Origin of the sequence: Erwinia sp. JUb26 (assembly GCF_003751505.1) — a bacterium.
Classification (GTDB): Bacteria; Pseudomonadota; Gammaproteobacteria; order Enterobacterales; family Enterobacteriaceae; genus Erwinia.
This window is the reverse complement of record NZ_RJVB01000008.1, coordinates 151,729-172,888: the sequence shown is the minus strand read 5'-3', so window position 1 is coordinate 172,888 and position 21,160 is coordinate 151,729. Positions and strand designations below refer to the sequence as shown.

At 48.8% G+C, this 21,160-nt stretch carries 15 protein-coding genes and 2 pseudogenes; 6 read left to right on the top strand and 11 right to left on the bottom strand.

The features are described 5' to 3' along the window. Window positions 1–22 precede the first annotated feature (22 nt). The 5 genes from EC836_RS19720 to EC836_RS19700 all read left to right on the top strand — a co-directional run bounded on the left by EC836_RS19720 (window position 23) and on the right by EC836_RS19700 (window position 4,221). Window positions 23–772: a PTS sugar transporter subunit IIC gene (locus EC836_RS19720; RefSeq protein ID WP_123336252.1), complete on the top strand. Its 750-nt coding sequence runs from the start codon at window positions 23–25 to the stop codon at window positions 770–772. Continuing rightward, window positions 769–1,629, top strand: a complete 861-nt coding sequence (locus EC836_RS19715; protein ID WP_123336250.1) for a PTS system mannose/fructose/sorbose family transporter subunit IID — start codon at window positions 769–771, stop codon at window positions 1,627–1,629. Before EC836_RS19720 ends, EC836_RS19715 begins: the two co-directional genes overlap by 4 nt. A gap of 3 nt (window positions 1,630–1,632) precedes the next feature. After that, complete coding sequence (gene dgaE, locus EC836_RS19710) at window positions 1,633–2,742, top strand: D-glucosaminate-6-phosphate ammonia lyase (protein ID WP_123336248.1); 1,110 nt, start codon at window positions 1,633–1,635, stop codon at window positions 2,740–2,742. Next, window positions 2,729–3,472, top strand: a complete 744-nt coding sequence (locus tag EC836_RS19705; RefSeq protein ID WP_123336246.1) for a 2-dehydro-3-deoxy-phosphogluconate aldolase — start codon at window positions 2,729–2,731, stop codon at window positions 3,470–3,472. Before dgaE ends, EC836_RS19705 begins: the two co-directional genes overlap by 14 nt. A gap of 179 nt (window positions 3,473–3,651) precedes the next feature. Further along, window positions 3,652–4,221: a hypothetical protein gene (locus EC836_RS19700; RefSeq protein WP_233599368.1), complete on the top strand. Its 570-nt coding sequence runs from the start codon at window positions 3,652–3,654 to the stop codon at window positions 4,219–4,221. Window positions 4,222–4,282: 61 nt separating this feature from the next. On the opposite strand, the gene ampC is transcribed toward EC836_RS19700, so the two are convergent. The 10 genes and pseudogenes from ampC to EC836_RS25155 all read right to left on the bottom strand — a co-directional run. Continuing rightward, on the bottom strand, window positions 4,283–5,428 hold the full coding sequence (ampC, locus tag EC836_RS19695) for a CMY2/MIR/ACT/EC family class C beta-lactamase (RefSeq protein WP_123336244.1): 1,146 nt from the start codon (window positions 5,426–5,428) through the stop codon (window positions 4,283–4,285). A 201-nt stretch (window positions 5,429–5,629) separates the two neighbouring features. Further along, window positions 5,630–6,451: an alpha/beta hydrolase gene (locus EC836_RS19690; protein ID WP_199735246.1), complete on the bottom strand. Its 822-nt coding sequence runs from the start codon at window positions 6,449–6,451 to the stop codon at window positions 5,630–5,632. Window positions 6,452–6,744: 293 nt separating this feature from the next. Then, entirely contained in the window at window positions 6,745–7,233 is a 489-nt protein-coding gene (locus EC836_RS19685; protein ID WP_123336242.1) for a type VI secretion system tube protein TssD, read from the bottom strand. Next, complete coding sequence (locus EC836_RS19680) at window positions 7,234–7,758, bottom strand: hypothetical protein (protein ID WP_123336240.1); 525 nt, start codon at window positions 7,756–7,758, stop codon at window positions 7,234–7,236. A gap of 591 nt (window positions 7,759–8,349) precedes the next feature. Continuing rightward, a complete protein-coding gene (locus tag EC836_RS19670) occupies window positions 8,350–11,868 on the bottom strand; it encodes an AAA domain-containing protein (protein ID WP_123336236.1) in 3,519 nt (1,172 codons plus the stop codon). 339 nt (window positions 11,869–12,207) lie between these two features. Continuing rightward, window positions 12,208–12,471: a hypothetical protein gene (locus EC836_RS24665; protein WP_148050392.1), complete on the bottom strand. Its 264-nt coding sequence runs from the start codon at window positions 12,469–12,471 to the stop codon at window positions 12,208–12,210. Then, window positions 12,449–12,967 carry a DUF2778 domain-containing protein gene (locus tag EC836_RS19665; RefSeq protein ID WP_123336234.1) on the bottom strand — a complete coding sequence of 173 codons (519 nt, stop codon included), beginning with the start codon at window positions 12,965–12,967 and terminating at the stop codon, window positions 12,449–12,451. The genes EC836_RS24665 and EC836_RS19665 overlap by 23 nt, the downstream gene beginning before the upstream one ends. 1,211 nt (window positions 12,968–14,178) lie before the next feature. Next, a complete protein-coding gene (locus tag EC836_RS24660; protein WP_148050391.1) occupies window positions 14,179–14,991 on the bottom strand; it encodes a hypothetical protein in 813 nt (270 codons plus the stop codon). 276 nt (window positions 14,992–15,267) lie between these two features. Continuing rightward, window positions 15,268–16,373 (bottom strand): annotated as a pseudogene (locus EC836_RS19655) (IS3 family transposase). A 61-nt stretch (window positions 16,374–16,434) separates the two neighbouring features. Continuing rightward, window positions 16,435–16,507, bottom strand: a pseudogene (locus tag EC836_RS25155) (hypothetical protein); the annotation flags it as partial. A gap of 489 nt (window positions 16,508–16,996) precedes the next feature. Between EC836_RS25155 and EC836_RS19645 the strand changes: the two are divergent. Continuing rightward, window positions 16,997–19,483: a BsuBI/PstI family type II restriction endonuclease gene (locus EC836_RS19645; RefSeq protein ID WP_123336230.1), complete on the top strand. Its 2,487-nt coding sequence runs from the start codon at window positions 16,997–16,999 to the stop codon at window positions 19,481–19,483. Window positions 19,484–19,623: 140 nt separating this feature from the next. Here the strand turns inward: EC836_RS19645 and EC836_RS24875 are convergent, their stop codons facing one another. After that, entirely contained in the window at window positions 19,624–19,776 is a 153-nt protein-coding gene (locus tag EC836_RS24875) for a hypothetical protein (RefSeq protein WP_199735245.1), read from the bottom strand. Window positions 19,777–21,160: the final 1,384 nt, after the last annotated feature.

The window sequence follows — 21,160 nt, the reverse complement described above, 5'->3', positions numbered from 1 at the left end:
ATAAGGTGTAAAGGATAACACTATGGATACCTTACTTTTTGCAAGCCTGATGGGCCTGTACTACTGGTTTGCCCGTTTACGCCTGGGATATACCCTTTCCGCGATGCTGCTACAGCCGGTGGTGATCGCGGTGTTTGTCGGCCTGCTGCTGGGCAATATGCATACGGCGATGATTATCGGCGCGGGCATGCAGCTGGTTTACCTCGGCGTGACCTCCACGCCCGGCGGGAATGTGCCGTCGGACCCGGCGCTGGCCGCCTGTATCGCCATTCCTATCGCCGTGAAGGCCGGGATGGACCCGAGCCTGGCGATTGCTTTGGCGATTCCGTTTGGCGTGATTGGCGTGTTCCTCGATCAGCTGCGCCGCACGCTGAACGCCGCCTGGGTGCATATGGCGGATAAGCACGCCGAAACCGCCAATATGTCCGGCATTATGCGCTGTGCCTTTCTCTATCCCGCCCTGCTCGGGCTGGTGCTGCGCTTCCCGGTGGTATTTGCCGCCAACTACTTCGGCCAGAACGTGGTGGAAAGCTTCCTCAAGCTGATGCCGCACTGGCTGACCCACTCTTTTGAAATCATGGGCGGGATCCTCCCGGCGCTGGGCTTCGCCATCACCATTATGGTGATTGGTAAAAAGAGCCTGCTGCCGTGGTTTATCGGCGGATTCTTTGCGGTGCTGTACCTCAAGCTGGACATCATGGCGATGGCGGTCTTCGGTACCTGTGTGGCCTTCCTGATTAAGGGCCTGGCGAAAAATGAAGGAGCAGCATGATGAGCAGCGACGCAATGCAGCATGAACTGGTAGAGCGCGCGCGGGAGAGCCGGGCGCTGACCAAAGGCGATATCACCAAGGCCTGGTTTATTTACTGGCTGGGGGCGGAGGTTTCCAGCTCCTACGAGCGTTTGCAGAGCCTGATTTTCTGCGCCTCGATGACGCCGATTATCAAAAAGCTGTATCCGCAGAAGGAGGAACAGGTGGAGGCGCTGAAACGCCATCTGAACTTCTTTAACTCGGAGCAGACCTTCGGCGCGGTGATCCAGGGGATCGCCATCGCCATGGAAGAGCAAAAAACGCGGGGCGAACCGATCAGCGATGCCTCGATCACCGGGATCAAAACCGGCCTGATGGGGCCGCTGGCCGGGATGGGGGATTCGATCATCTGGGCGGCGGTGATGCCGTTGCTGATCGCTATCTTTATCCCCTTCGCCGCCGGCGGCAGCGCAATGGGCGGGATTATTCCGCTGATCCTCTATCCGGCGATTACCCTCGCGGTCAGCTACGGCATGATCCACAAAGGCTACACCCTGGGGCGCGATTCGATTATCGGCCTGCTGCAGGGCGGGCGGATCAAAGAGCTGATCTACGGCGCCAACGTGCTGGGCCTGATCATGATGGGCGCGCTTTCCGCTAGCTACGTGAAGATCACCACTCCGCTGAAGATCAGCGCCCTGGAAGGATCGGAAGTGGTGGTGCAGCAGATCCTGGATTCGATCGCCCCCGGCCTGCTGCCGCTGGCGGCGGTGTTCTCGGTCTACTTCTATCTGGTGAAAAAAGGGCCGCGCTACACCACCATTCTGCTGTCGATTGTGGCGCTGAGCGTGGTCTGTTCGCTGCTGGGGGTTCTGTAAATCATGATGCAAAATATCTATCAACGGCTGGGCCTGAAGCAGGTGATTAACGCCTGCGGCAAGATGACCATTCTGGGCGTATCCAGCGTGGCGCCGGAAGTGATGCAGGCCACGGCGCAGGCGGCGGCGGCCTTTGTGGAGATTGACCGGCTGGTGGATCGCAGCGGCGAGCTGGTTTCCCGCTATACCGGCGCGGAGGCCAGCTACATCACCTCCTGCGCCTCGGCGGGGATTGCCATCGCCGTTGCCGCCGCCATTACCCGCGGCGAGCCGGCCCGCGTGGCGATGATGCCGGACAGCACGGGCATGGCGAACGAAGTGCTGATGCTGCGCGGCCACAACGTGGATTACGGCGCGCCGATTACCAGCGCCATCCGCCTCGGCGGCGGACGCGTGGTGGAGGTCGGATCCAGCAATCTGTCGGCCCGCTGGCAGCTGGAAAGCGCGGTCACCCCGCGCACCGCCGCGCTGCTGTATGTGAAATCGCACCACTGCGTGCAGAAAGGCATGCTGGGCATTGCGGACTTTGTGGCGGTCGCCCGTCAGCATAGCCTGCCGCTGATTGTCGATGCCGCCGCCGAGGAGGATCTGCACGCCTGGGTCGCCAGCGGTGCCGATATGGTGATTTACAGCGGCGCGAAGGCGTTTAACGCGCCGACCTCCGGCTTTATTACCGGTGCGAAGCGCTGGATTGACGCCTGCAAAGCCCAGCACGACGGCATTGCCAGAGCGATGAAGATCGGCAAGGAGAATATGGTCGGGCTGGTGTACGCGCTGGAGAACTACCACCAGGGTCAGACCGTGGTGACCGCCGCACAGCTCCAGCCTACCGCCGAGGCGATTTCCGCTATTCGCGGACTGGCGGCCGATATCGAACAGGATGAGGCGGGCCGCGCCATCTGGCGTATCCGCATCCGGGTAGAGGCCAGCGTGCTGGGGCTGGATGCCCGCGAGGTGGAGGCGCAGCTGCGCGGCGGCGAGATCGCGATTTATGCCCGCCGCTACAATCTGCACCAGGGGGTGTTCAGCCTCGATCCCCGTACGGTGGCAGAAGGAGAAATGGCGCTGATCGTGGCGCGACTGAAGGAGATTGCCGAACATGCAGCAGATTAATTTTTATCGCCAGCGCGTGGCGCTTAACGTGCTGGCGAAAGATATCGCCAACGCCAGGGAAATCTATGACGCCGCCGAAGGCCATGCGGTTATCGGCGTGCTTTCCGCGCAGTTTGCCTCCGTTGAGGAGGGCGTGAGCGAAGTGAAACGCTGGACGGCCGCCGTACCTTCCATTTCCGTCGGGCTGGGCGCGGGCGATCCGTCGCAGTTTTATAAGGCGGCGATGATCGCCTCTGCCGTGCATCCGGCGCACGTTAACCAGACCTTTACCGGCAGCGGTTTTGCCGCCGGTGCGCTGGCGGCAACCGGCGGCGAAAGCACGCATATCAACGCGCTGGTCAGCCCCACCGGCACGCCGGGCGACGTGCTGATTTCCACCGGGGTCATCAGCAGCCAGGGAACTCCCGCCCGCGTCTCCTGTGATGCGGCGGTACGGATGATGCAGGATATGGGCGCACACGCGGCGAAGTTTTTCCCGATGGGAGGTGAGAAGTCCCTGCCCGAACTGCACGCGCTGGCCACCGCCGCCGCGCGCAACGGCATGACGCTGATTGAACCCACCGGCGGCATCGATCTGGATAACTTCGGCATCATCCTGCAAACCTGCCTGCAGGCGGGCGTACCGCGCGTGATGCCGCATATTTACAGCTCGATTATCGATCCGGCAACGGGCCGCACGCGGCCTGAAGACGTGGTGAAGCTGATGGATGTGGTGAAGGGGCTGGTGTGATGAAGGAAGCGGCGTGATGCGCTATTGCGGACAGCGGTAGTATTAGCGAATAGCAAAAGCATTAGCGGGTGCCCTGCGCGAGGAGGCCAATATTGGGCTTTTTCGCCGGGCACCCGATTGAGGTCAAAACCAATCCGTTGTTAAAGTAAAATCCCTTTAAACTTAAAAGGATTTTCACTATGGCTACAGCCATAAACACAGGAAGTGATATTCGTCATCAGGTGAAACGCCTTGCGATACTTTTGCTTTTCCCAGCGCTGTCATTTGCAGCAGCGACGATCACCACTATCCATGAAGACATTCAGCGCTACGGTGCAGCGGGATTTTCAGCTCATCTCTCACCCAATGACTGGCAGCTTACGCTGGATAATATCTCCAGCGGCAAAAGTGAATGGATAGCTCTTGCTGTGGATTTGGCCCCGTTGGTGAATCAACAGCAGGCCGATCAATTGACCACCGCTCTATATTATTCACTTGCGCCCAATGCGACAGCCACGCTGAAAACGCTGGCGGCGTTGGATAAGCAGCATAATCGCTATCAGCAGGGAACGGCTTTATCCTGTTTATTTCCGCTCGACAAATCCATGAAGGAGACAGTACGTGTTTATCATGATACGCGATTGTCTTTGCTTGATGCCGGACCGCAGGCAGCAGAATGCCTGTGGCTGTTAGAGGGTTGGATGGAGCAGGTCAAAGCAGAGAATTTGCTGAAAAACCAGAGCGTGCCTGATAACCATCACGGCGGTTGAACCGCACCGGTGCGACCAACCGCTGTGAAAGAAACCAGCCTGCCGATACAGGCTGAAAAGTTTACTCCAGCGCCGCCAGAATGCGGTAAGCCGCCTCTACCCTGAGCGGGTTCGGATAGCTTTTGTTCGCCAGCATCACGATGCCGATATCCTTCTGCGGGATAAACGCCGCGTAGCTACCAAATCCGCCGGTGGACCCGGTTTTATGTACCCAGGATGCCTGCTGACGCGGCGCGGGAGGTGCGATTTCCGTGGCTTTCATCGGGGCCAGCGCGACCTTATTATCGCTGCCGTCCACCACTGTTTTTTCCTGTAGCGGCCAGTTCAGCATCTCCCAGCCCAGCCCCTGATACATCTCGCCAACCTGCCAGTAACGCGACTGCGCCAGCGCGAGGCCTTTTTGCAGCGACGCATCGGTTACCTTCTCCGGCTGCATATTGGCCTGTACCCAGCGGGCCATATCCTCAATCGAGGTTTTTACGCCGTAGGCTTCCGCATCCAGCATGCCCGGAGAAACGTGCACCGCTTTTCCGTTGCGGTAGCCCCAGGCGTAGTTTTTAGCCTCGCTTTCCGGCACCTGATACCAGGTATGCTTCAGCGCCAGTGGTTGCAGTACGCGGCGGTTCATTGCCTGCTCAAAGCTCATTCCCGACGGCTTCACCGCCAGCGCGCCGAACAGGCCGATGCTGGCATTCGCATAATGGCGCTTTTCACCCGGTGCCCACTCCGGCTGCCAGGACTGGTAATACTCCTGCAGCGCGGCTGCGTCGGTTACGCTATCCGGCACCTGTAGCGGCAGGCCGCCGGCGGTATAGGTCGCCAGATGCAGCAGCTTTATCCCCTGCCACTGCTTACCGGAAAGCGCAGGCCAGTATTTGCTGGCCGGATCGCTAAGGCTGATTTCCCCACGGGCAATCGCATCGCCGCCCAGCACGCCGGTAAAGGTTTTACTGAGCGAGCCCAGCTCAAACAAGGTTTCCTGCGTGACCGGCTTCTTACCCGCCACGTCCGCCAGACCCCAGGTAAAGAAGTGGGGTTTGCCCTGATAAATCACCGCCACCGCCATCCCCGGGATCGCCTGCTCTTTGATTAACGGCGCGATGGTGCGGTTAACCACCTCGGCCAGCTGCGCGTCCGTGGTCGATGCGGCAAAGGCGGGAGTGGATGCAGCGAGGACCAGCGCGCTGACGAGGAGGGGTTTAAGCATGGGTATCTTCCTTAATGAGGGATTGGGTGCTTGTCACAGAGGTGACTGAACACGGCTGCCGATAGCGCCGTAAAGCATGTATTTTACCTCCCAGTATATGTCGATAAAACCGCTTTTCTTAAACATATGGCCCGAACATGTTTATGGCATCGACACGTTCGGCCGCCTTATCTGGAGCTGATTAAAACACCCTGCCTACGATTACATACTCATTAATGCTCTGATTTGCCAGCCATTGGGATCGGCAAGATCGGTGAGAATTGAAAAGTGTGTTGCCTGCGGTACATGAATTAGTCCTACATTCTCACCCACTTTTTCACAGGCCACAGCATAGTCTGTCGAATGACGTACCAGCTCGCTTAACTCGCTGGCACCCACAGAAATCAGGGTAGGCGAACCTTTCTGGATATGTAATAACGGGCTGTATTTATTAATTTCTTCAGCGGTCAGTTTTAAATTGTCCTGAAGCCAGCTTAAACTGATTGGTTTGAGATCCACCAGAGCACTGATCGTATGGACTTTAGTTATTCCTGGGTGTGAACGATATAATGCAGATAAATGCCCACCTGCGGAATGCCCTGCCAGGTATAAAGGGGAATTCGAGAGGCCCAGTTTATGTTTATCAGCGATGACATTCTCAATTAACATCTTAATTTCATTGACGATGTCAGTCATCGTCGCTTCCGGAGCGAGCGTATACTCAGCGAGAATGACATTCATGCCGTGAGCCACAGGTCCTTCAGCGATAAAGGCAAAATCTTCCTTATTACAATTGCTCCAGTAGCCGCCGTGGATAAAAATATAGGTTGGTGCATTAGCAACACCTCTGGAGAGAAAATCGAAACGCTGGCGAGGTTTGTTGCCGTACGTCAGGTCGCGGACCCAGCTATGTTTATTATACGTTTTTAAGCTACGAGCCTGAAAATCACGAAGTACCTCAGGGAAATTGTCGATGGCTTTTGTATTATTATACGCCGCATCAAGTTCTTCTTTATTCATGTTTTTATATAGAATGGAATTCATAAACACCTCTCAACTCACAGACGTTATTGTTAGAAGAAGATACCATCTACTGAAAATCAATTTTTAACGATTTCTGCTGGTTGTTTTTTGAGCTATGGGGTTTGGGCAGGTGGGTTTTGATGATATTTATCTTATTTTTCACTTTCCTTGAAACTATTAATTTCAAAACAAAAACTGGATAAGTATAGGAGCGAAGATGGTTTTAATTATAAAATATGACATCAAAATAAAACATGCAATAAAATTTAGCTCGAAACAAAAAAACGCTAACCATCTTCTCTAAGATGTAACCATTAACTATTACGGATATTCCAGCAGTCGCTATGAGTAATATTCCCATCCAGATATTTCCATGTGATTTTCTCGTAACGAAACTCAACGATCTCCATATGATTAAATTTTTCTTTCGAGCCATCTTTGATATCGTGCATTAATGGGAATAAGTTGACAACACGAGAATTCTCCATCAGAGTGTTAAAATACTCAACTTCCTGGCCAGCATCATTAATACGAAAAAACTTGAGTTCTACTCTTTTTAGATTCTCCCCACTGGATATTGCACGATAAAGATAGCCAGAAGAACGATCTATCTCTTTTTCAATAAGATAAGCCATATGTTGGCGTGTGCCAGTCAACTTGCCACTATTTCCATCTATTGGGATATGCACACCATGATGAATCCCTAACACTTCAATACTTTGCTCCCTTCCACATACATCAGAATCACCTTTAATGAGATTTCCGCAATCGTCATAGATAAACATATAAACTGGCATTGCCATTTAATCTACCTCCTTAAAAGGCCCCGACATGCCAACTACAGAAATAAGCTGCGAGAGGCATTTTTTTGCTTTTACAGTATTGTTTTTATAAAGTGCCTGTACCGTTTTTACGAAGTAGTCATTTCTTTCAGGCACAGTTTCATTATAAAGCGGCATTGAACAAATTATTTTTGTACTTACTGGGATTACACTGTCATTTAGCACTGACATTACTCCGCTGACATTATAAGGCATTGCCTGCGCCAGAGCGGTTCCCAGATCCTCGGCAAACCCTGCATCCGTTGCCGGTGCAAGTACAGAAGCTAGTTTCAACCATTTATCATCACCGCTGGCAATACCTTTCACAACATGTTCCCATTCACTTTCACTTTCAGCCGTAGCGTTTTCACTAGCCATATTATCGACAACCCGCTTCACTCCCTGGTGTTGAATGCGATCCAAAACCTGGCCAGGTGTAATCGTGTTTGGAACTGCCAACGTTGGAAAAGCAAGTAACATAAGAACTGAGATCACAATGCTTTTCACCTTACCACCAGTATATCGTCGCTTGAATTAAAAATTCCCTGTCGCAGTTGAGCGCCATTGATAATTATACATCCCTCAGAGCTTGCACCGATTGTGTTGGGGTTATCACCATGAATTCTGAAAGCTGTGCGGCCAAATGTATTGGTTCCCATGACAGGTTCAAGCTCAATGATCATATTCCCACGCCATAAATAAATTCCTTTGTATTTTTATGATTAATAATAATCTTCCATATTAGGTTCTAAAACATTGACTCACATCATTTTAATTGTTATGTATTTGAAAATGGATGAATCTCCATTATCCCCAGCACTTCGCCATTAACGCTTTAACTAATCTAAGCAATACGAAATCGACATCAAATTGCATTTAAATCCTGATTGATTGATTGAAAAATAACTAACCACATAAAATCATCTTGATTTAATATATTGCCCTCAAGAAAAATCCGTAATCAAATAACCCATGAAGCAAACCGCACCTGGCCTAAATAAATTTAAGCCAGCTGCAATATGATAAGTAACTTTATAAATAACCGATAACTGTCAGTTCAGATCTGTATTGATACCTCTAATCATCCCCCCCCTGGCTTTATAACAGCCGCTGCTCCAGGCTGGATGAAATCGTTTCGATTTCGCCTTTTAAGCTATTGCCACGGTACACCATCGACGTGTCGTATCGCTGATACTGCTCCTCCCGCGTGGCGCTGAACCAGTTAAACGATCCGATGCACAGCAGCCCGTCATCGCCCATCACAATTTTGCTGTGCACGCGATTCACCAGCTTCGTCGTAATGCCCATCTCGTTTAGCTTGCTCATTGCAGCCTGAAGGCGTTCCCGCTTCTCTTTGCGCTGCGTGGGATCGGTGTGAGCGGTATTAAAGCTTCTGTCCGTGACAACGGTAATATCGACACCCCGTGAACGTGCCTGAACCATTGATGCCAGGAAGCCCGTCTGTTCCAGTTTCTGCCAGGTCAGCCAGGGTGAAACGATGGTGATGTTCTTGCCGATATCATCAAAGGTCTGATTTAAAAACGCATCGTGCTGCTCTACCCCGTGAAGCGTAGAAATTTGGGTTTGTGCCTGGCTGAGGTCTTTGCGGGCCCTGAACTCAAAATGCAGGATATTGCTTTCCGACGCGAACAGGTATTTCGCCAGCAATCCTCGGGGCGTTGAGCCCGGCTGGATCTCAAACAGATCCATATCACCGAACACCAGGAAGCTGTCTTTGGCGCGAGAGACGGCGACATTCAGCATGCTGGCTTTCCTGTCGATAAATCCGCCATCTTCATGCTTGGAGTACACCGAAGAGAAAATCACGATTGCCCTTTCAGCTCCCTGAAGCGAATGCACCGTACCGACCGTCAGCGAGTCTTCGCCGCCGCCGCAGTTAACGTCGAGCGGCTCTAATGCATTCTTGATGGCCTCAACCTGTGCTGAAAACGGAGTGACCACGCCCACCACCTGATGCAGTGGTTTCCCGTAATGACGCTCGATGTCCTCTTTATGCGCTACCAGCCAGGCCGCTATCGTTTCGGCCTCAAAGCGATTATACCGGCTGCCGCTGTAGGCCTTCATCCCTTTGCCGTCGATATGCAGATACCCCATCGCCGGGAAGATCGCGCCCTTTTCAGCGCCGCGTTTCGGCTGCAGCTTTCCGTGGTAGCAGAGTGCGTTACAGTAGCCAATGATGTTATCGAAGCAGCGGCGATGCTCGTAAAGATACATACCGCGCGCCATTTCAGCGTCGTACTGATAGTGCGAACTAAACTGGGCAATCTTCATTACGCTGCCCGATGCCGCACTTTTGCCGGAGTCACACACCCGCACATAGGCTTCGGCCAGCTCTTCCTGACTGCCAACGGGGAGAATATTTTCCTCAAACATATTCCCCATATCAATGCTGGATACACTGCTCCAGATCGGTTCTATCTGCTCGGTATCACCGATCACTAACGCCTTCTTCGCCAGCGCGAAGGAAGCCGCCGCAACCTCCGGCAGCACCTGGCCCGCCTCATCGACGATCAGCAGATCGACCAGATTATAGAAATAGCTGTCCTCGAAGCTTTTCGATTCGCCGTTATGCTCGCTGATTTTCATATGCCGGGGCAGCATGTAGCAGGTCATCACCACGCAGGGCGTAAGCTTCATCCAGCGCTGCCAGCGCGCCTGAAGGGCTTTCGCTCCGTTGCGGCGTTTTTCCTGCTGCAGGTTGGGGATCTCAGCCATATCCATCAGCCAGCGCCCCTCCCAGTAGTGGGTGGCCAGCAGGAACGCGGGGAATCGGATATGGGTATCGGCCAGATCGTCGGCATCGGCCAGGCTCAATTCGTCTTCACCGGAATGCCCCAGTGAACGGGCCAGATCCTGCCAGTCGCCCAGCGCTTCACTCTCCCGCTGGCGAATATCCTCAGCCAGATCGATTTGCTGCTGGTACTCGCCCTGCTCCTTCTCCGCCTGCGCAATCAGGCCAGCGATAAAGCCTTCGATCCCCTCCGGGATCGCGCCCTGAAACCCGGCCATTCGGCTGCCAAACGTCTCATCCAGGAAGAGATTCATCTGGTAGAGGCGTTTGGTTCGAACAGGCGAAAGCCAGGAGAAGAACGCATAGACCATGGATTCACCGGCGCGGTACTGCTGCCACTGTTTTTTGCCCTGGTTCAACAGCGCGATTTCATCCGAGCAGCTCTGCACTAACGCGCTTTTTTGCTGGAGATACTGCTCAATATCGTCCCCGATGGCTTTACGCTGCTGGCGGATGCCGTTCAGCTTTTCCCAGGCCGGCTCGATTTTTTTCAGCTGCATGGCGGAGCGGATTAAACGTTGATGCAGGAGATCGACCACGCGTTCCGTCGTACTGCATTCTGCCGACGGGAATGCCGCCTGAGCTTTTGCCAGATAACAGGCCTGCGCGTCTTCCACGTAGTCGAGAGACTCAACGCGGGTGAAAAAATCTTCCGTTTGATACTTCTTCGCCGCTTCCGCCTGACGGGTTTGAGACGGGAAGTAAGCGCCATAGCTATGCAGATCGGGCAGCCAGCGCCCGGCCATGGCGCCGGAGCCTGCGGAGAAGTCCTTGCCGAAGGCTTCAATAATGTTGGTGACCGCCTGGTTATTGGTTGAGGTCGCCACCACGACCGGCGGTTCGGCTTTGTTGAGTGCCGCTTTCACCCATTCCGTCGCAATGATGGAGAGCAACAGCGTGGTTTTTCCGGTGCCCGGCGGGCCGTTAACGGCCAGAATATCGCCCGGCTGCTGGGTAAGATAATGGCTGAGGGCATCACGCTGCGCGGCGGCCAGCGGAAATGCATCCCCGGAATGTCCCAGTCGCTGGGTGAACTTTGCATTGGCGGCTAAAAGCGGTTTTAACGGCGGGGTGTCCGTTGCGGCAAAGCGCGACAGCAGCGGAACCTCTCTTTTAGACATCACCAGATGGTCGTACAGGGGAAGAATATGGAAGCTGGCCCCGTTGGCCTGACCCGCTTTAATCACGTAGCCATAGCCCGCGGGTTCGTACTGTTCGTGAGTGTCGCTCCACTGCCCGGCGACATGTTTTAAGAGAGCATCGATATCTTCCCGATATTTTTGCCACTGGTGATAGTGCTTAGCATGTCGATCCTCCCGCTGCTTTTCCGTCTCTTCACTTCGATCTTCTTCTTCATCCTCTCCGAAGGTGTATGAGTCATGCGTGGTTTTGTATCTGTCGTAATGCTGCATCTCGCCAATCGAAAAAGTGCCGGTGGGAAGAGGCTCAAGGAGATCGCGGGGGATGGTGGTTTGCGCGACGGGGAATAATAGCCCTTCACGGTTCAGGAGGGCGGAAGTGACCAGCGGCGTGACCACTCCCGGTGCGCCTGCCGTCCGCTCTTTGCCGTGCTTCAGCAGGCGGAGCCAGGCGTTAGGCCGCAGCAGCACCTCAACGGTTTTAACCGAGTCCTGCTCCCCCATAAAAAACGCCTGGACGACCTCGTCATTCAACCGCCCCGAGGAGATATCGCTCCACTGGGTAAATTTGTCCGCATCTTTGCGCTCGAATGCCCCTTTACCCGACTCTGCATCCGCCAGGGCATTACGCCAGTAAGAGGTGAACGCCTGCGTGTTCCGGTCCATATTCCATCCCTTGATTTAAAATCATTGATTTCGTTGATATAGATTCAGTGCATGGCAAAGTATTGTCCACGATGTGAGAGGGATCGCAATAATTTGTTTACCATTATTTATTACGACTAATCTGAATATGGGGTACGCAAGATGTTAATTGTGGGGATATTTTCAGGTAGGGAGGATCGGATGGGTTTCTGATGATTTATGACTACGTGTGGCAATTAAGTTAGTTTCGGGAATTAATTAGATGAGATTTTGGGGAAGATTATTTTAATGCTATAAATAAGAAAGCAAAATATGCACCACCATCGCCTTTAAGCCACACATAGGCAGGAATTAGAATTATTATTTACCCCTTATTTTATTTATAAACTTCACTGTTATGAGATAGACTGTAATAGCAATAGATAACATGATACTCCAGTCAATAAATGAATATGCATCATAGAGTGAATCAGCATTCACATCACCATACATAAAACGACAAAACTTTGATGCAAAACTATAGCTAATATAATATTCAGGACCAGGTAACGCATGGCCTAAACAAAATATGATAAGAATAAAAAAGGCGAACTTAATGACTTTACGGGCAACGGTTTGAGCCATCAGCGACCACCTCCACCCAACCGCGAGCCATCAAAGAACGCATACAGGGAACTTGCATAAGCGTAGTATTCATTAGCGCATTACGAATTATTGCAAAATCTGAATCGTGAGCCAGGGTGATACAGCCCTGTGATACCGTTCCCGGATGCAGGCGGAATAATCCACGATGAACGCCATCAACCCATGTTCCATCATCAATTCCCCAATCATCTCGATACAGTGCGAACCAATCTGACCGACCAAATTGGTGACGGCCTACAAATTTATTAGCCATATCGTGAATTTCTAATTTTTTTTGGGGGAAGCAATTCCCTTCTTTTCGATCAATAACCCAGTATTTTCCGGGTGGAATGGGCCCATTATCAGGAATAGCTCTGCAACCTCCGTGGTTGCGATACACTCCATTTCCAGTAAATGCCATAAAAAGGCCAACTCCGTAAAAATCAAATGGCGAATAATCTGCGTTGTTTAAAAGCAACCGTCCTTGCAAAGCCATAGTTTATCCTATCCCTGTTGTTACCGATGCTGCAAACTTCACTTCTGTGATACGAAACTTATCTTATACAGCCATTTTATATAAAGATCCAGATACCTATATGTGTACTGGAGATTGTGTTGGTTTGTTAATTATATGAACCAGTAATGTATAGCTCATATCACGAGGCAGCTTACTAAGTCGGATAATACTGAAATTGAAAGGGTTCTTTTTAGATATGAAAATCTGATTTAGCTATTCAGGTGTGTGTGATCTCCTCCCTGAAAACAGTGCCTGGAACTAAAAGCTGGGATACTTACACACTCAAGGGGGAGCAGATCAAACAGGCCTTACAGAGGCTGGATTTTAAGCACAAAAAAAGCCACCTTATGTTAGCTTGAATTTTCATACTCAATCTCTGGTGCGAAGGCCGGACTCGAATTTCACACCTAATAGACTGATATCAATGTTATTTAGAAACAGGAATAAATAGCTATACCCGCACTTGTACCCACAAGTTAAAATCCCTACAAAAAATAGACATTGCAAGTGGGTATAAAGCCACACCAGTAGAACACCGATATGGCTATCAAAGCAAGATTCAGGCAGATAGGAACGGTTTCATTAGGGACATCGTTCGCATCAACTCAGAACAAAGTCAGACGTGGTCGCAAAATGCACGATAACATTAAAATGAATCTTGCTATGCTAGTTCCCATGGCAAATCTCTGCGTCTATTTACTGGTTTCAGAGTACCCTCGTTTCTCAATTGTTGAGCGGCCCAACGAATGTCATATTGCCATGTATACAACATATCGCCCGAATCTCTAAGCTCAGCCTCGTAGCTGTCCCATACGTACTTTGAAACTTCGCGTGGCCAAGCACTACCATTACGTTCCCGAAGACACTCAATGATCCATTGTTTCATGCTTTCCCTAGTTACCATCATATATCCTGATCTTTACTCGTTGATTTATACCTCGCAATACTAGGCATTGACAGCTTCTGGTACAAGGTGGGTAGAAATTAAGCGCTTGTTGTCAGCTATGAGCTGAGAAGCGGACGAGCCGAAAATTCTTCATGTTCTCTACCATAGAGAAGTGGACTGAGAATTCTATTATTTATATAAGCAGTTCCTGATGATGAATACTTCAAGTTAAGAAAATACACCTTAAATAAAATCAAACTGATGATTTAATTAACTTATGATAATTGATTAGGATTTTTTTATATTACTCTTCACTTCTGTTATTTAAATTATCAACCATATTTTCATAATCAAATTTTAAATCTGAATTTCCTGCAAGTACTTCGGTTTCAGATGAGATGATATCAATCGAACTAGCTAGTTGAACTCGCCCTAAAGGGTTTGACGCATTCCATATATATTTTGGAGAGTGCTTAAGCATGGCTATAAGTTTTACAATCTCATTCATGACTAATTTTTTATTTAAGTTTTCATTAGCCGACTTGATAACATCAGGATATCGATACCATTTAAACTCATCTATTGTGGAAAAATCAATTAGACTCTTTCTTGGAACAAATGCTGTATATGGGATTTTTTTTAACTCTGATACTAACTCTTGTTTGACAAATACTCTTGCACCTTTACCTGTTCCTTCAAGTCTTACCGCGTCGGTTACTGCACCGCCACAAATAAACATACCTAATTTAGTGTTTATTTTATCGGGCTCAACGATCTGTCCATTTGCCAGCCCTCCCCTACAAAGAAGTCCACCTAGTACACTTTTCCACATTATATCCCTCGCGACATTAACTACTATATCTGGATCATCAGACCAGATGAATGCACAATCAGATAGTTGAGCCACTTTAATGTTTTTTATATGTGTTGTGGAAGATATTAACACCCTCCTAAACTTCAATAGTAATTTTGCGCAAAACTGATGCTCTGAAAACTTACTGTCATATCTAAAATTATGTGCTGAAAAATCCTTTTCACTAATTTCTATTTTACCTTGAGTTAAAGCTCCAACGCCAAGGATATCTACAAAAAAAACTGCTCCAGCATATTCTTTCAAAGTATATCCTATATATTATCTATAATAATCAAAAAACCAATGCAGGCTCTGAAACGAGCACTACCCATCATCATACCAGTGACATTACATTCTAATTTAAATTCAGTCGCATTTAGAATCAATAGCATTAGTAAAATAAGCAAAGCCCGCTTCTGGCTGTGAGTTCAACCGATGGATGCAACACATTGGTTAAAACACTCTGCGGGTGATTCATATTCTAGCGTTTTTCTTGGCCTCTCGTTGAGCTGATCTTACCCTCGTAATGTTGACACGCGCCTAAGCGAGGATCTGGTTTTCGAACTGTTCCGGGCTGATACCGCCGCAGGCACTGTGCCGACGCCAGCGATTGTAATCACACTCGATATAATTAAAAACGGTGATGCGCATTATTTCCCGGCTCGCAAAGCATTCCCCATGGATACATTCCACCTTCCGCGAGTGGAAGAAGCTCTCCGCGCACGCATTATCATAGCATTTTCCTCTCGCGCTCATACTGACGCGCAGGTTGTCTCGCTTCAGCAGCAACTGATAGTCCGCTGAGCAGTACTGCCCGCATCGATCGCTATGAACGATGACACTCTACGGTTGTTTACGCCACCAGAGGGCCATCTGCAGCGCATCGCAGGCAAGCTGTGCTGTCATCCGTGACGACATTGACCAGCCAATAACGGCCTGTGATCACAGGTCAATGACCACGGCAAGATACAACCAGCCTTCATCGGTGCGCAGGTACGTGATGTCACAGCACCACTTCTGGTTCGGACCGCTGGCGCTGAAGTCATGCTTCAGCAGCTTCTCTGACACCGGCAGGCCATGCTCACGGTAGCTGACCGGACTGAACCGGCGTGCGGCTTTCGCCGCAGCCCCTGACGACGCAGGCTGGCGCCGATGGTTTTCACATTGTACGTCAGGCCCTGAGCACGTAACTCTTCTGCCAGACGGGGCGCGCCGTAGCGCTGTCTGAACTGCTCCCGTGCGTTAATGACAGTGCACCGATTACGCCAGACATACCAGCCGCTGCGGGCCACACACAGCACCCGACACATGGCTTTAATACTGAATTCAGCCTGATGGTTTTCGATGAAGACATACTTCATTTCAGGCGCTTCGCGAAGTATGCCGCGGCCTTTTGGAGAATGGCCATTCCCATCGTCCATTTCAACCAGCTGGCATTTAAGGCGGGAAATTTCCGCCCCCTGCTCGCTTTCGCGCTCAGAGGATGTTTGTTTGCTGCGCCAGTTGTAGAGCTAGGATTCATACAGACTGAGTTCGCGGGCTGCGGCAGCAACACCGATACGCTCAGCAAGTTTCAGTGCTTCATTGTGGAATTCGGGCGTGTGCTGTTTACGCGTCTTATTTGTGGTTGATGCTGGCTTTCTCATGTGAGTCACCTCTGGTTAAGAGTGTACTCACTTAGTCGCGTGTCCACTATTGATGGGTAAGACCAGTAAAGGCTGTGCGCAGAAACGCCAAGACGGTCGGATACATCGGCAACGGAATAGCCTCGCTCCATTATCTGACGGACAGCTTCTGCCTTAAGTTCAGTTGTAAATCATGGTGTGGCCTTACGCTCCTCCTATGCTCAAACTATAGGGCAGGATCCTATACAGAAACGGGTCAGTCCAGTTTTTGACTTTGTTGGCCCTGCTAGCATGTCAATCAATGGCGGCACAGGCTGGCCGCATTACGATACAGTTAACCGAACAGGAGGAGACCGAAAGCGGTAAAACGCTGTGCCGGTATGAAAATTCCATTTACTCATTCAGGGATGTGACTCGGAACAAGCATTTCCCAAGCGTGTAAGCCTTCAATACGGATGATTCAGACTAATGAAGAAAGTAGCTCAACTTGCCAATTGGTGAATCGTTTTTTATACGCAAGCCTACTTCCCTGAGCCATTTGTAGTAATATTGTCCTCTTGTGAGGCGTTTTGATTCTCAGGATTAGCTGTGATGAAATGGACAAAACGCAGTTTTGAATTTTTTAGCAAATAAGTGGAAAAACGATGCGTCTTTTGGAATTGGCTGAACAGAATAGAAAAGAAGCGAACAAACTACTCAACCCCAAGACCAAATCAGCACTTGGGCAGTTTATGACTCCAGCCCCGATTTGCCTGTTCATGGCAAGTCTGTTCGACAACATCAAAAGCGACGTTAAGTTACTTGACCCTGGATGTGGGGTGGGCTCACTTTCCGCTGCATTCGTAGATCGAGCCCTATCCTTGGGGGTTGAAAGATTAGAACTTGAGGTCTATGACATCGAAGAGGTGATGCTGCCATTCCTGGATAACACACTAAAATCATGTGTAAATGAGTTTGGGAGAAAATTCTTACATAAAATTAACAAAAAAGACTTCATAATCGAGACAAGCCTGCGCATAGAAAACCTTTTCGCACAGGAAGAGATTGAAAAGTACAGCCATGTCATTATGAACCCACCATACAAAAAAATTCTATCCTCCAGCGCTCACCGAATCTCAATGAGCAATGCAGGTATAGAAACTGTCAATTTATATTCAGGGTTTGTTGCTTTAGCGTTAAAACAGTTAAAATCAGGTGGGGAGTTAGTGGCAATCATTCCTCGATCTTTCTGTAATGGCCCGTACTATCAACCTTTCCGGGAACAGTTGCTTTCAGAAACATCCATCAAGCACATACACATTTTTGACACACGGAATACTGCTTTTGCAGAAGATGAAGTTCTGCAAGAAAATATCATCATTCACTGCGTCAAAGGTGTATCTCAAGATGAAGTTACGATCACTTCAAGTCCAACATCTGATTTTCATCTTGATGAAGAAACCGGGCAAATAACAGCCACCGACATGACACAGCGTAAGGTTTCTATCGATAAAATAGTAAACCCTACAGATAAACAGAAGTTTATACATATCGCAGCAAGCCCGCGTGAGCAGGGCATAATTGAAAGATTGTCACCATTCACATCAACATTAGACGATCTAAAAATTCAGGTCAGTACAGGGCCTGTCGTTAACTTTCGACTTCGAGACGATCTGCGCGAAACTTTAGATGCAGAATCTGCCCCGCTTCTTTTTCCCCAGCATTTAAACGGGAAAGTTCATTGGCCCCTCGACGGAAAAAAACCAAATGCTATAAGGGTGTCAGATTTATCACGCCCATGGCTTTGGAAAAATGAGGGCTACTTTCTGATAATTAAAAGATTTAGCAGTAAAGAAGAAAAGCGTCGAATTGTAGCAACTTTGTATGACTCATCCCTTCCAGGTGAGTTGATCGGTTTTGAAAATAAAACTAATGTCTTTCATATTAAAAAAGTTGGTATGGACGCAGATCTTGCCCGTGGACTTTATGTTTATTTGAACTGTACTTTGTTGGACAAATACTATCGCCAGTTTGGTGGGCATACTCAAATCAATGCCTCAGACCTAAGATCGATCCACTATCCTCCACTGGAAATTTTGCGGAAAATGGGCCGTGAATTAGACAGTGAAGTACTTAGTCAAAGCCAAATAGATGAAATAATTAATAGGGAATTAGATTTGATGACAGATGGAAAAACGACTGATCCACTAAAAGCTCAAGAAAAAATCGAACAATCTCTTGAGATATTACGTTTGCTGGGGATGCCACGTGCCCAGATAAATGAACGTTCAGCACTGACCTTACTCGCGCTCCTTGACCTTCATCCTGATGGTGATTGGTCAAAAATACTACGACCTATGATAGGTGTCACCCCGATCATGGATTGGTGTAGAGATGTATATGGTAAAGAATATGCCGCTAACACACGTGAGGCTTTCCGTCGACAAACACTGCATCAATTTTGTGATGGTGGAATTGCCTTATACAATCCTGATGAACCCAACCGCGCAGTAAACTCTCCCAAAGCCTGTTATCAAATAGCATCTGAATTGCATACCGTGCTGCTAACGTATGGTACTCCTGAATGGGATGAATCACTCAATAAGCATATGGGAAGCATATCCACCTTGGTTGAACAGTATGCAATGGCAAGAAAAATGGAAATGATCCCTTTGAAACTAAACGATGGAACGGATCTCACCTTAAGTCCTGGTGCCCACAGTCAGTTAATCAAGGATATAATTGTTGAGTTTGGCCCTCGCTTCGCCCCAGAAGCCGAAGTGATATACATCGGCGATACTGGAGCTAAAGAAGATCATTTTCGCAAGGAGCGACTTGCAGAGCTGGGAGTAACGGTTAACCGCAAAGGAAAACTGCCTGATGTTGTTCTCTATTGGGAAGAACGTAATTGGTTACTGTTAATCGAGTCTGTCACCACCCATGGCCCGGTTGATGGAAAACGCCACGGTGAATTAGCGAAATTATTTTCGAATGCAAAACCAGGATTAGTTTATGTTACGGCGTTTCCTGACCGTAAAACAATGGCTAAATACCTTATGGATCTATCGTGGGAAACAGAGGTTTGGGTGGCAGATGCACCTACTCATATGATCCATTTAAATGGGGATCGATTCCTAGGCCCACATACTTAAAGTAAAAAGAACGAGCATTGAGGAGCCTGACATTGGCTCCTTTTCTTAAACCTTGCAAATGGCATCGCGTCCAATCGCAGCAGGAAAAAAATAGTCTGGCAGGCGAAGGATCATCATATCTCCTATGTAGTTAGCGCAACTCAGATAAATTTCCTGGCCTTCGCGACCATTTTCAACTCAGCCTCTTCTGCCTTCTTCCGTTCAAGCCAGGCCCGATCTTCCGGCGTCGCCAGAAACTTACGAGCATGGATCTTACTGTTGTTGCGTTTGGTTACTGCTGCATTCTCCACCATGATTGCCTCCAAATTAGCCCGTTGGTGGACCACAAAAGCAGGCTACAAAAAATCGCAGTCAGAAATCCAGTTGCCTAAATACCCTCCCAAATGCTGCCGAAGGCAATAAGTGACCTTTACGTGCCGTGTTGGGAATATAAAGGAGAGGCACCCGCAGCAGTAAGTATGTCCCTACGCAGGGAAGATAATGCCTTGTCGTGGTTTCTTAACAGGTAGCCGTTGTAATCCGGTGGCTGAAACCGTGGCAGAGCAGGACTCTTTTCCGATCCGGTTAGTCTTCCCAACATTACGCCTGTTTGTTCCCTGCAATGTAGTCTCGTCGTGTAGCATCATAGATGCGCCCCACGAAGCGCGAGCCAAATTGACAAGGGGTATGGGAAAAGTATTAGAGACGCTGGCGGCGTCTTTCGGCTTCAAAGGAAAATCGCAACGAAAAGACCAGCGACATAAAATTGAGCCGTCAGTGCTGACTGTTCACTTTTTTACAGGGTTGAGCCGGGAAACTATCTGCCACTGAGTGATAATATCCCAAAATCCACTACCAAACACAGAGCAATCATTGGTGATGTTATATAAGCAAAAACACAGGCTAGAAAGGCGGAATATTTTCGTTAACTCTCTATTTTTAAGAATTTATTCTTGACTGGTTAGAAGGGCGGGCTCGAAAATTAAACCAAGATAATGTTTTTACAATGCTTTTGATTAAGAGGTGCATCATATATCCTCATTTACGCCCCCATAAATATCTACAACTTTAATAAAACAGAGTGTTATAAACTTTAAAAAAATCCAAATATCACTTAAACAATTATTTTCTCGATTCGGCTCCGTGCTCAGCCCCTTACAGGAACTATTGACTCTAAAATGTAGCAATAATGATAAAAAGATTCTACGGAATAGTTTTCATACAGTTAAAATTCAGTTTTCACTTGTTAATATCAGTGCATCAGGCGTTAATCACTTCATTGAATATTCTTTGCGCTAGGCGAACACTATTCACGTTCAAACATTTAGAAAAGTGGCTAAGCAGATGTGGAGAGCCGGGGGTTTAGACATTCCATCAAAACAGCAGGTCAGCCTCACAGGCTTCACTCAACTCCAGACTGCTCCGCTTGACATTGTTCGTCATGTGGAAGCGCATCGATGCTGGTGCTGAGGCGACCTCAGTCAATTTTATGCGACAATAACGGAATGGTAATATTTCTTGATAAACCACATAATATCGCTAGTTACTTAAAATTCGTAATTTTCATTTTTGAGATTTAGTACCTGTTGAGTATGCAGAAGGAATAAAAATTATATTTCTAACCTACGTTTCAAAGCCGACAAGGTATTTAAAAAAACTTAACAAATTCTGGCCACTCAATTTAACAACCTAAATTTT

Excerpts from the sequence above, each read along its gene's own strand:
- EC836_RS19665 (WP_123336234.1), bottom strand. The coding sequence starts at position 12,967 with ATGGCTTTGCAAGGACGGTTGCTTTTAAACAACGCAGATTATTCGCCA.
- EC836_RS19700 (WP_233599368.1), top strand. The coding sequence starts at position 3,652 with ATGGCTACAGCCATAAACACAGGAAGTGATATTCGTCATCAGGTGAAA.
- EC836_RS24875 (WP_199735245.1), bottom strand. The coding sequence starts at position 19,776 with ATGGTGGAGAATGCAGCAGTAACCAAACGCAACAACAGTAAGATCCAT.
- EC836_RS19685 (WP_123336242.1), bottom strand. The coding sequence starts at position 7,233 with ATGGCAATGCCAGTTTATATGTTTATCTATGACGATTGCGGAAATCTC.
- EC836_RS19720 (WP_123336252.1), top strand. The coding sequence starts at position 23 with ATGGATACCTTACTTTTTGCAAGCCTGATGGGCCTGTACTACTGGTTT.
- EC836_RS19670 (WP_123336236.1), bottom strand. The coding sequence starts at position 11,868 with ATGGACCGGAACACGCAGGCGTTCACCTCTTACTGGCGTAATGCCCTG.
- EC836_RS24665 (WP_148050392.1), bottom strand. The coding sequence starts at position 12,471 with ATGGCTCAAACCGTTGCCCGTAAAGTCATTAAGTTCGCCTTTTTTATT.
- EC836_RS19715 (WP_123336250.1), top strand. The coding sequence starts at position 769 with ATGATGAGCAGCGACGCAATGCAGCATGAACTGGTAGAGCGCGCGCGG.
- EC836_RS19705 (WP_123336246.1), top strand. The coding sequence starts at position 2,729 with ATGCAGCAGATTAATTTTTATCGCCAGCGCGTGGCGCTTAACGTGCTG.
- EC836_RS19690 (WP_199735246.1), bottom strand. The coding sequence starts at position 6,451 with ATGAATTCCATTCTATATAAAAACATGAATAAAGAAGAACTTGATGCG.
- ampC (WP_123336244.1), bottom strand. The coding sequence starts at position 5,428 with ATGCTTAAACCCCTCCTCGTCAGCGCGCTGGTCCTCGCTGCATCCACT.
- EC836_RS19645 (WP_123336230.1), top strand. The coding sequence starts at position 16,997 with ATGCGTCTTTTGGAATTGGCTGAACAGAATAGAAAAGAAGCGAACAAA.
- dgaE (WP_123336248.1), top strand. The coding sequence starts at position 1,633 with ATGATGCAAAATATCTATCAACGGCTGGGCCTGAAGCAGGTGATTAAC.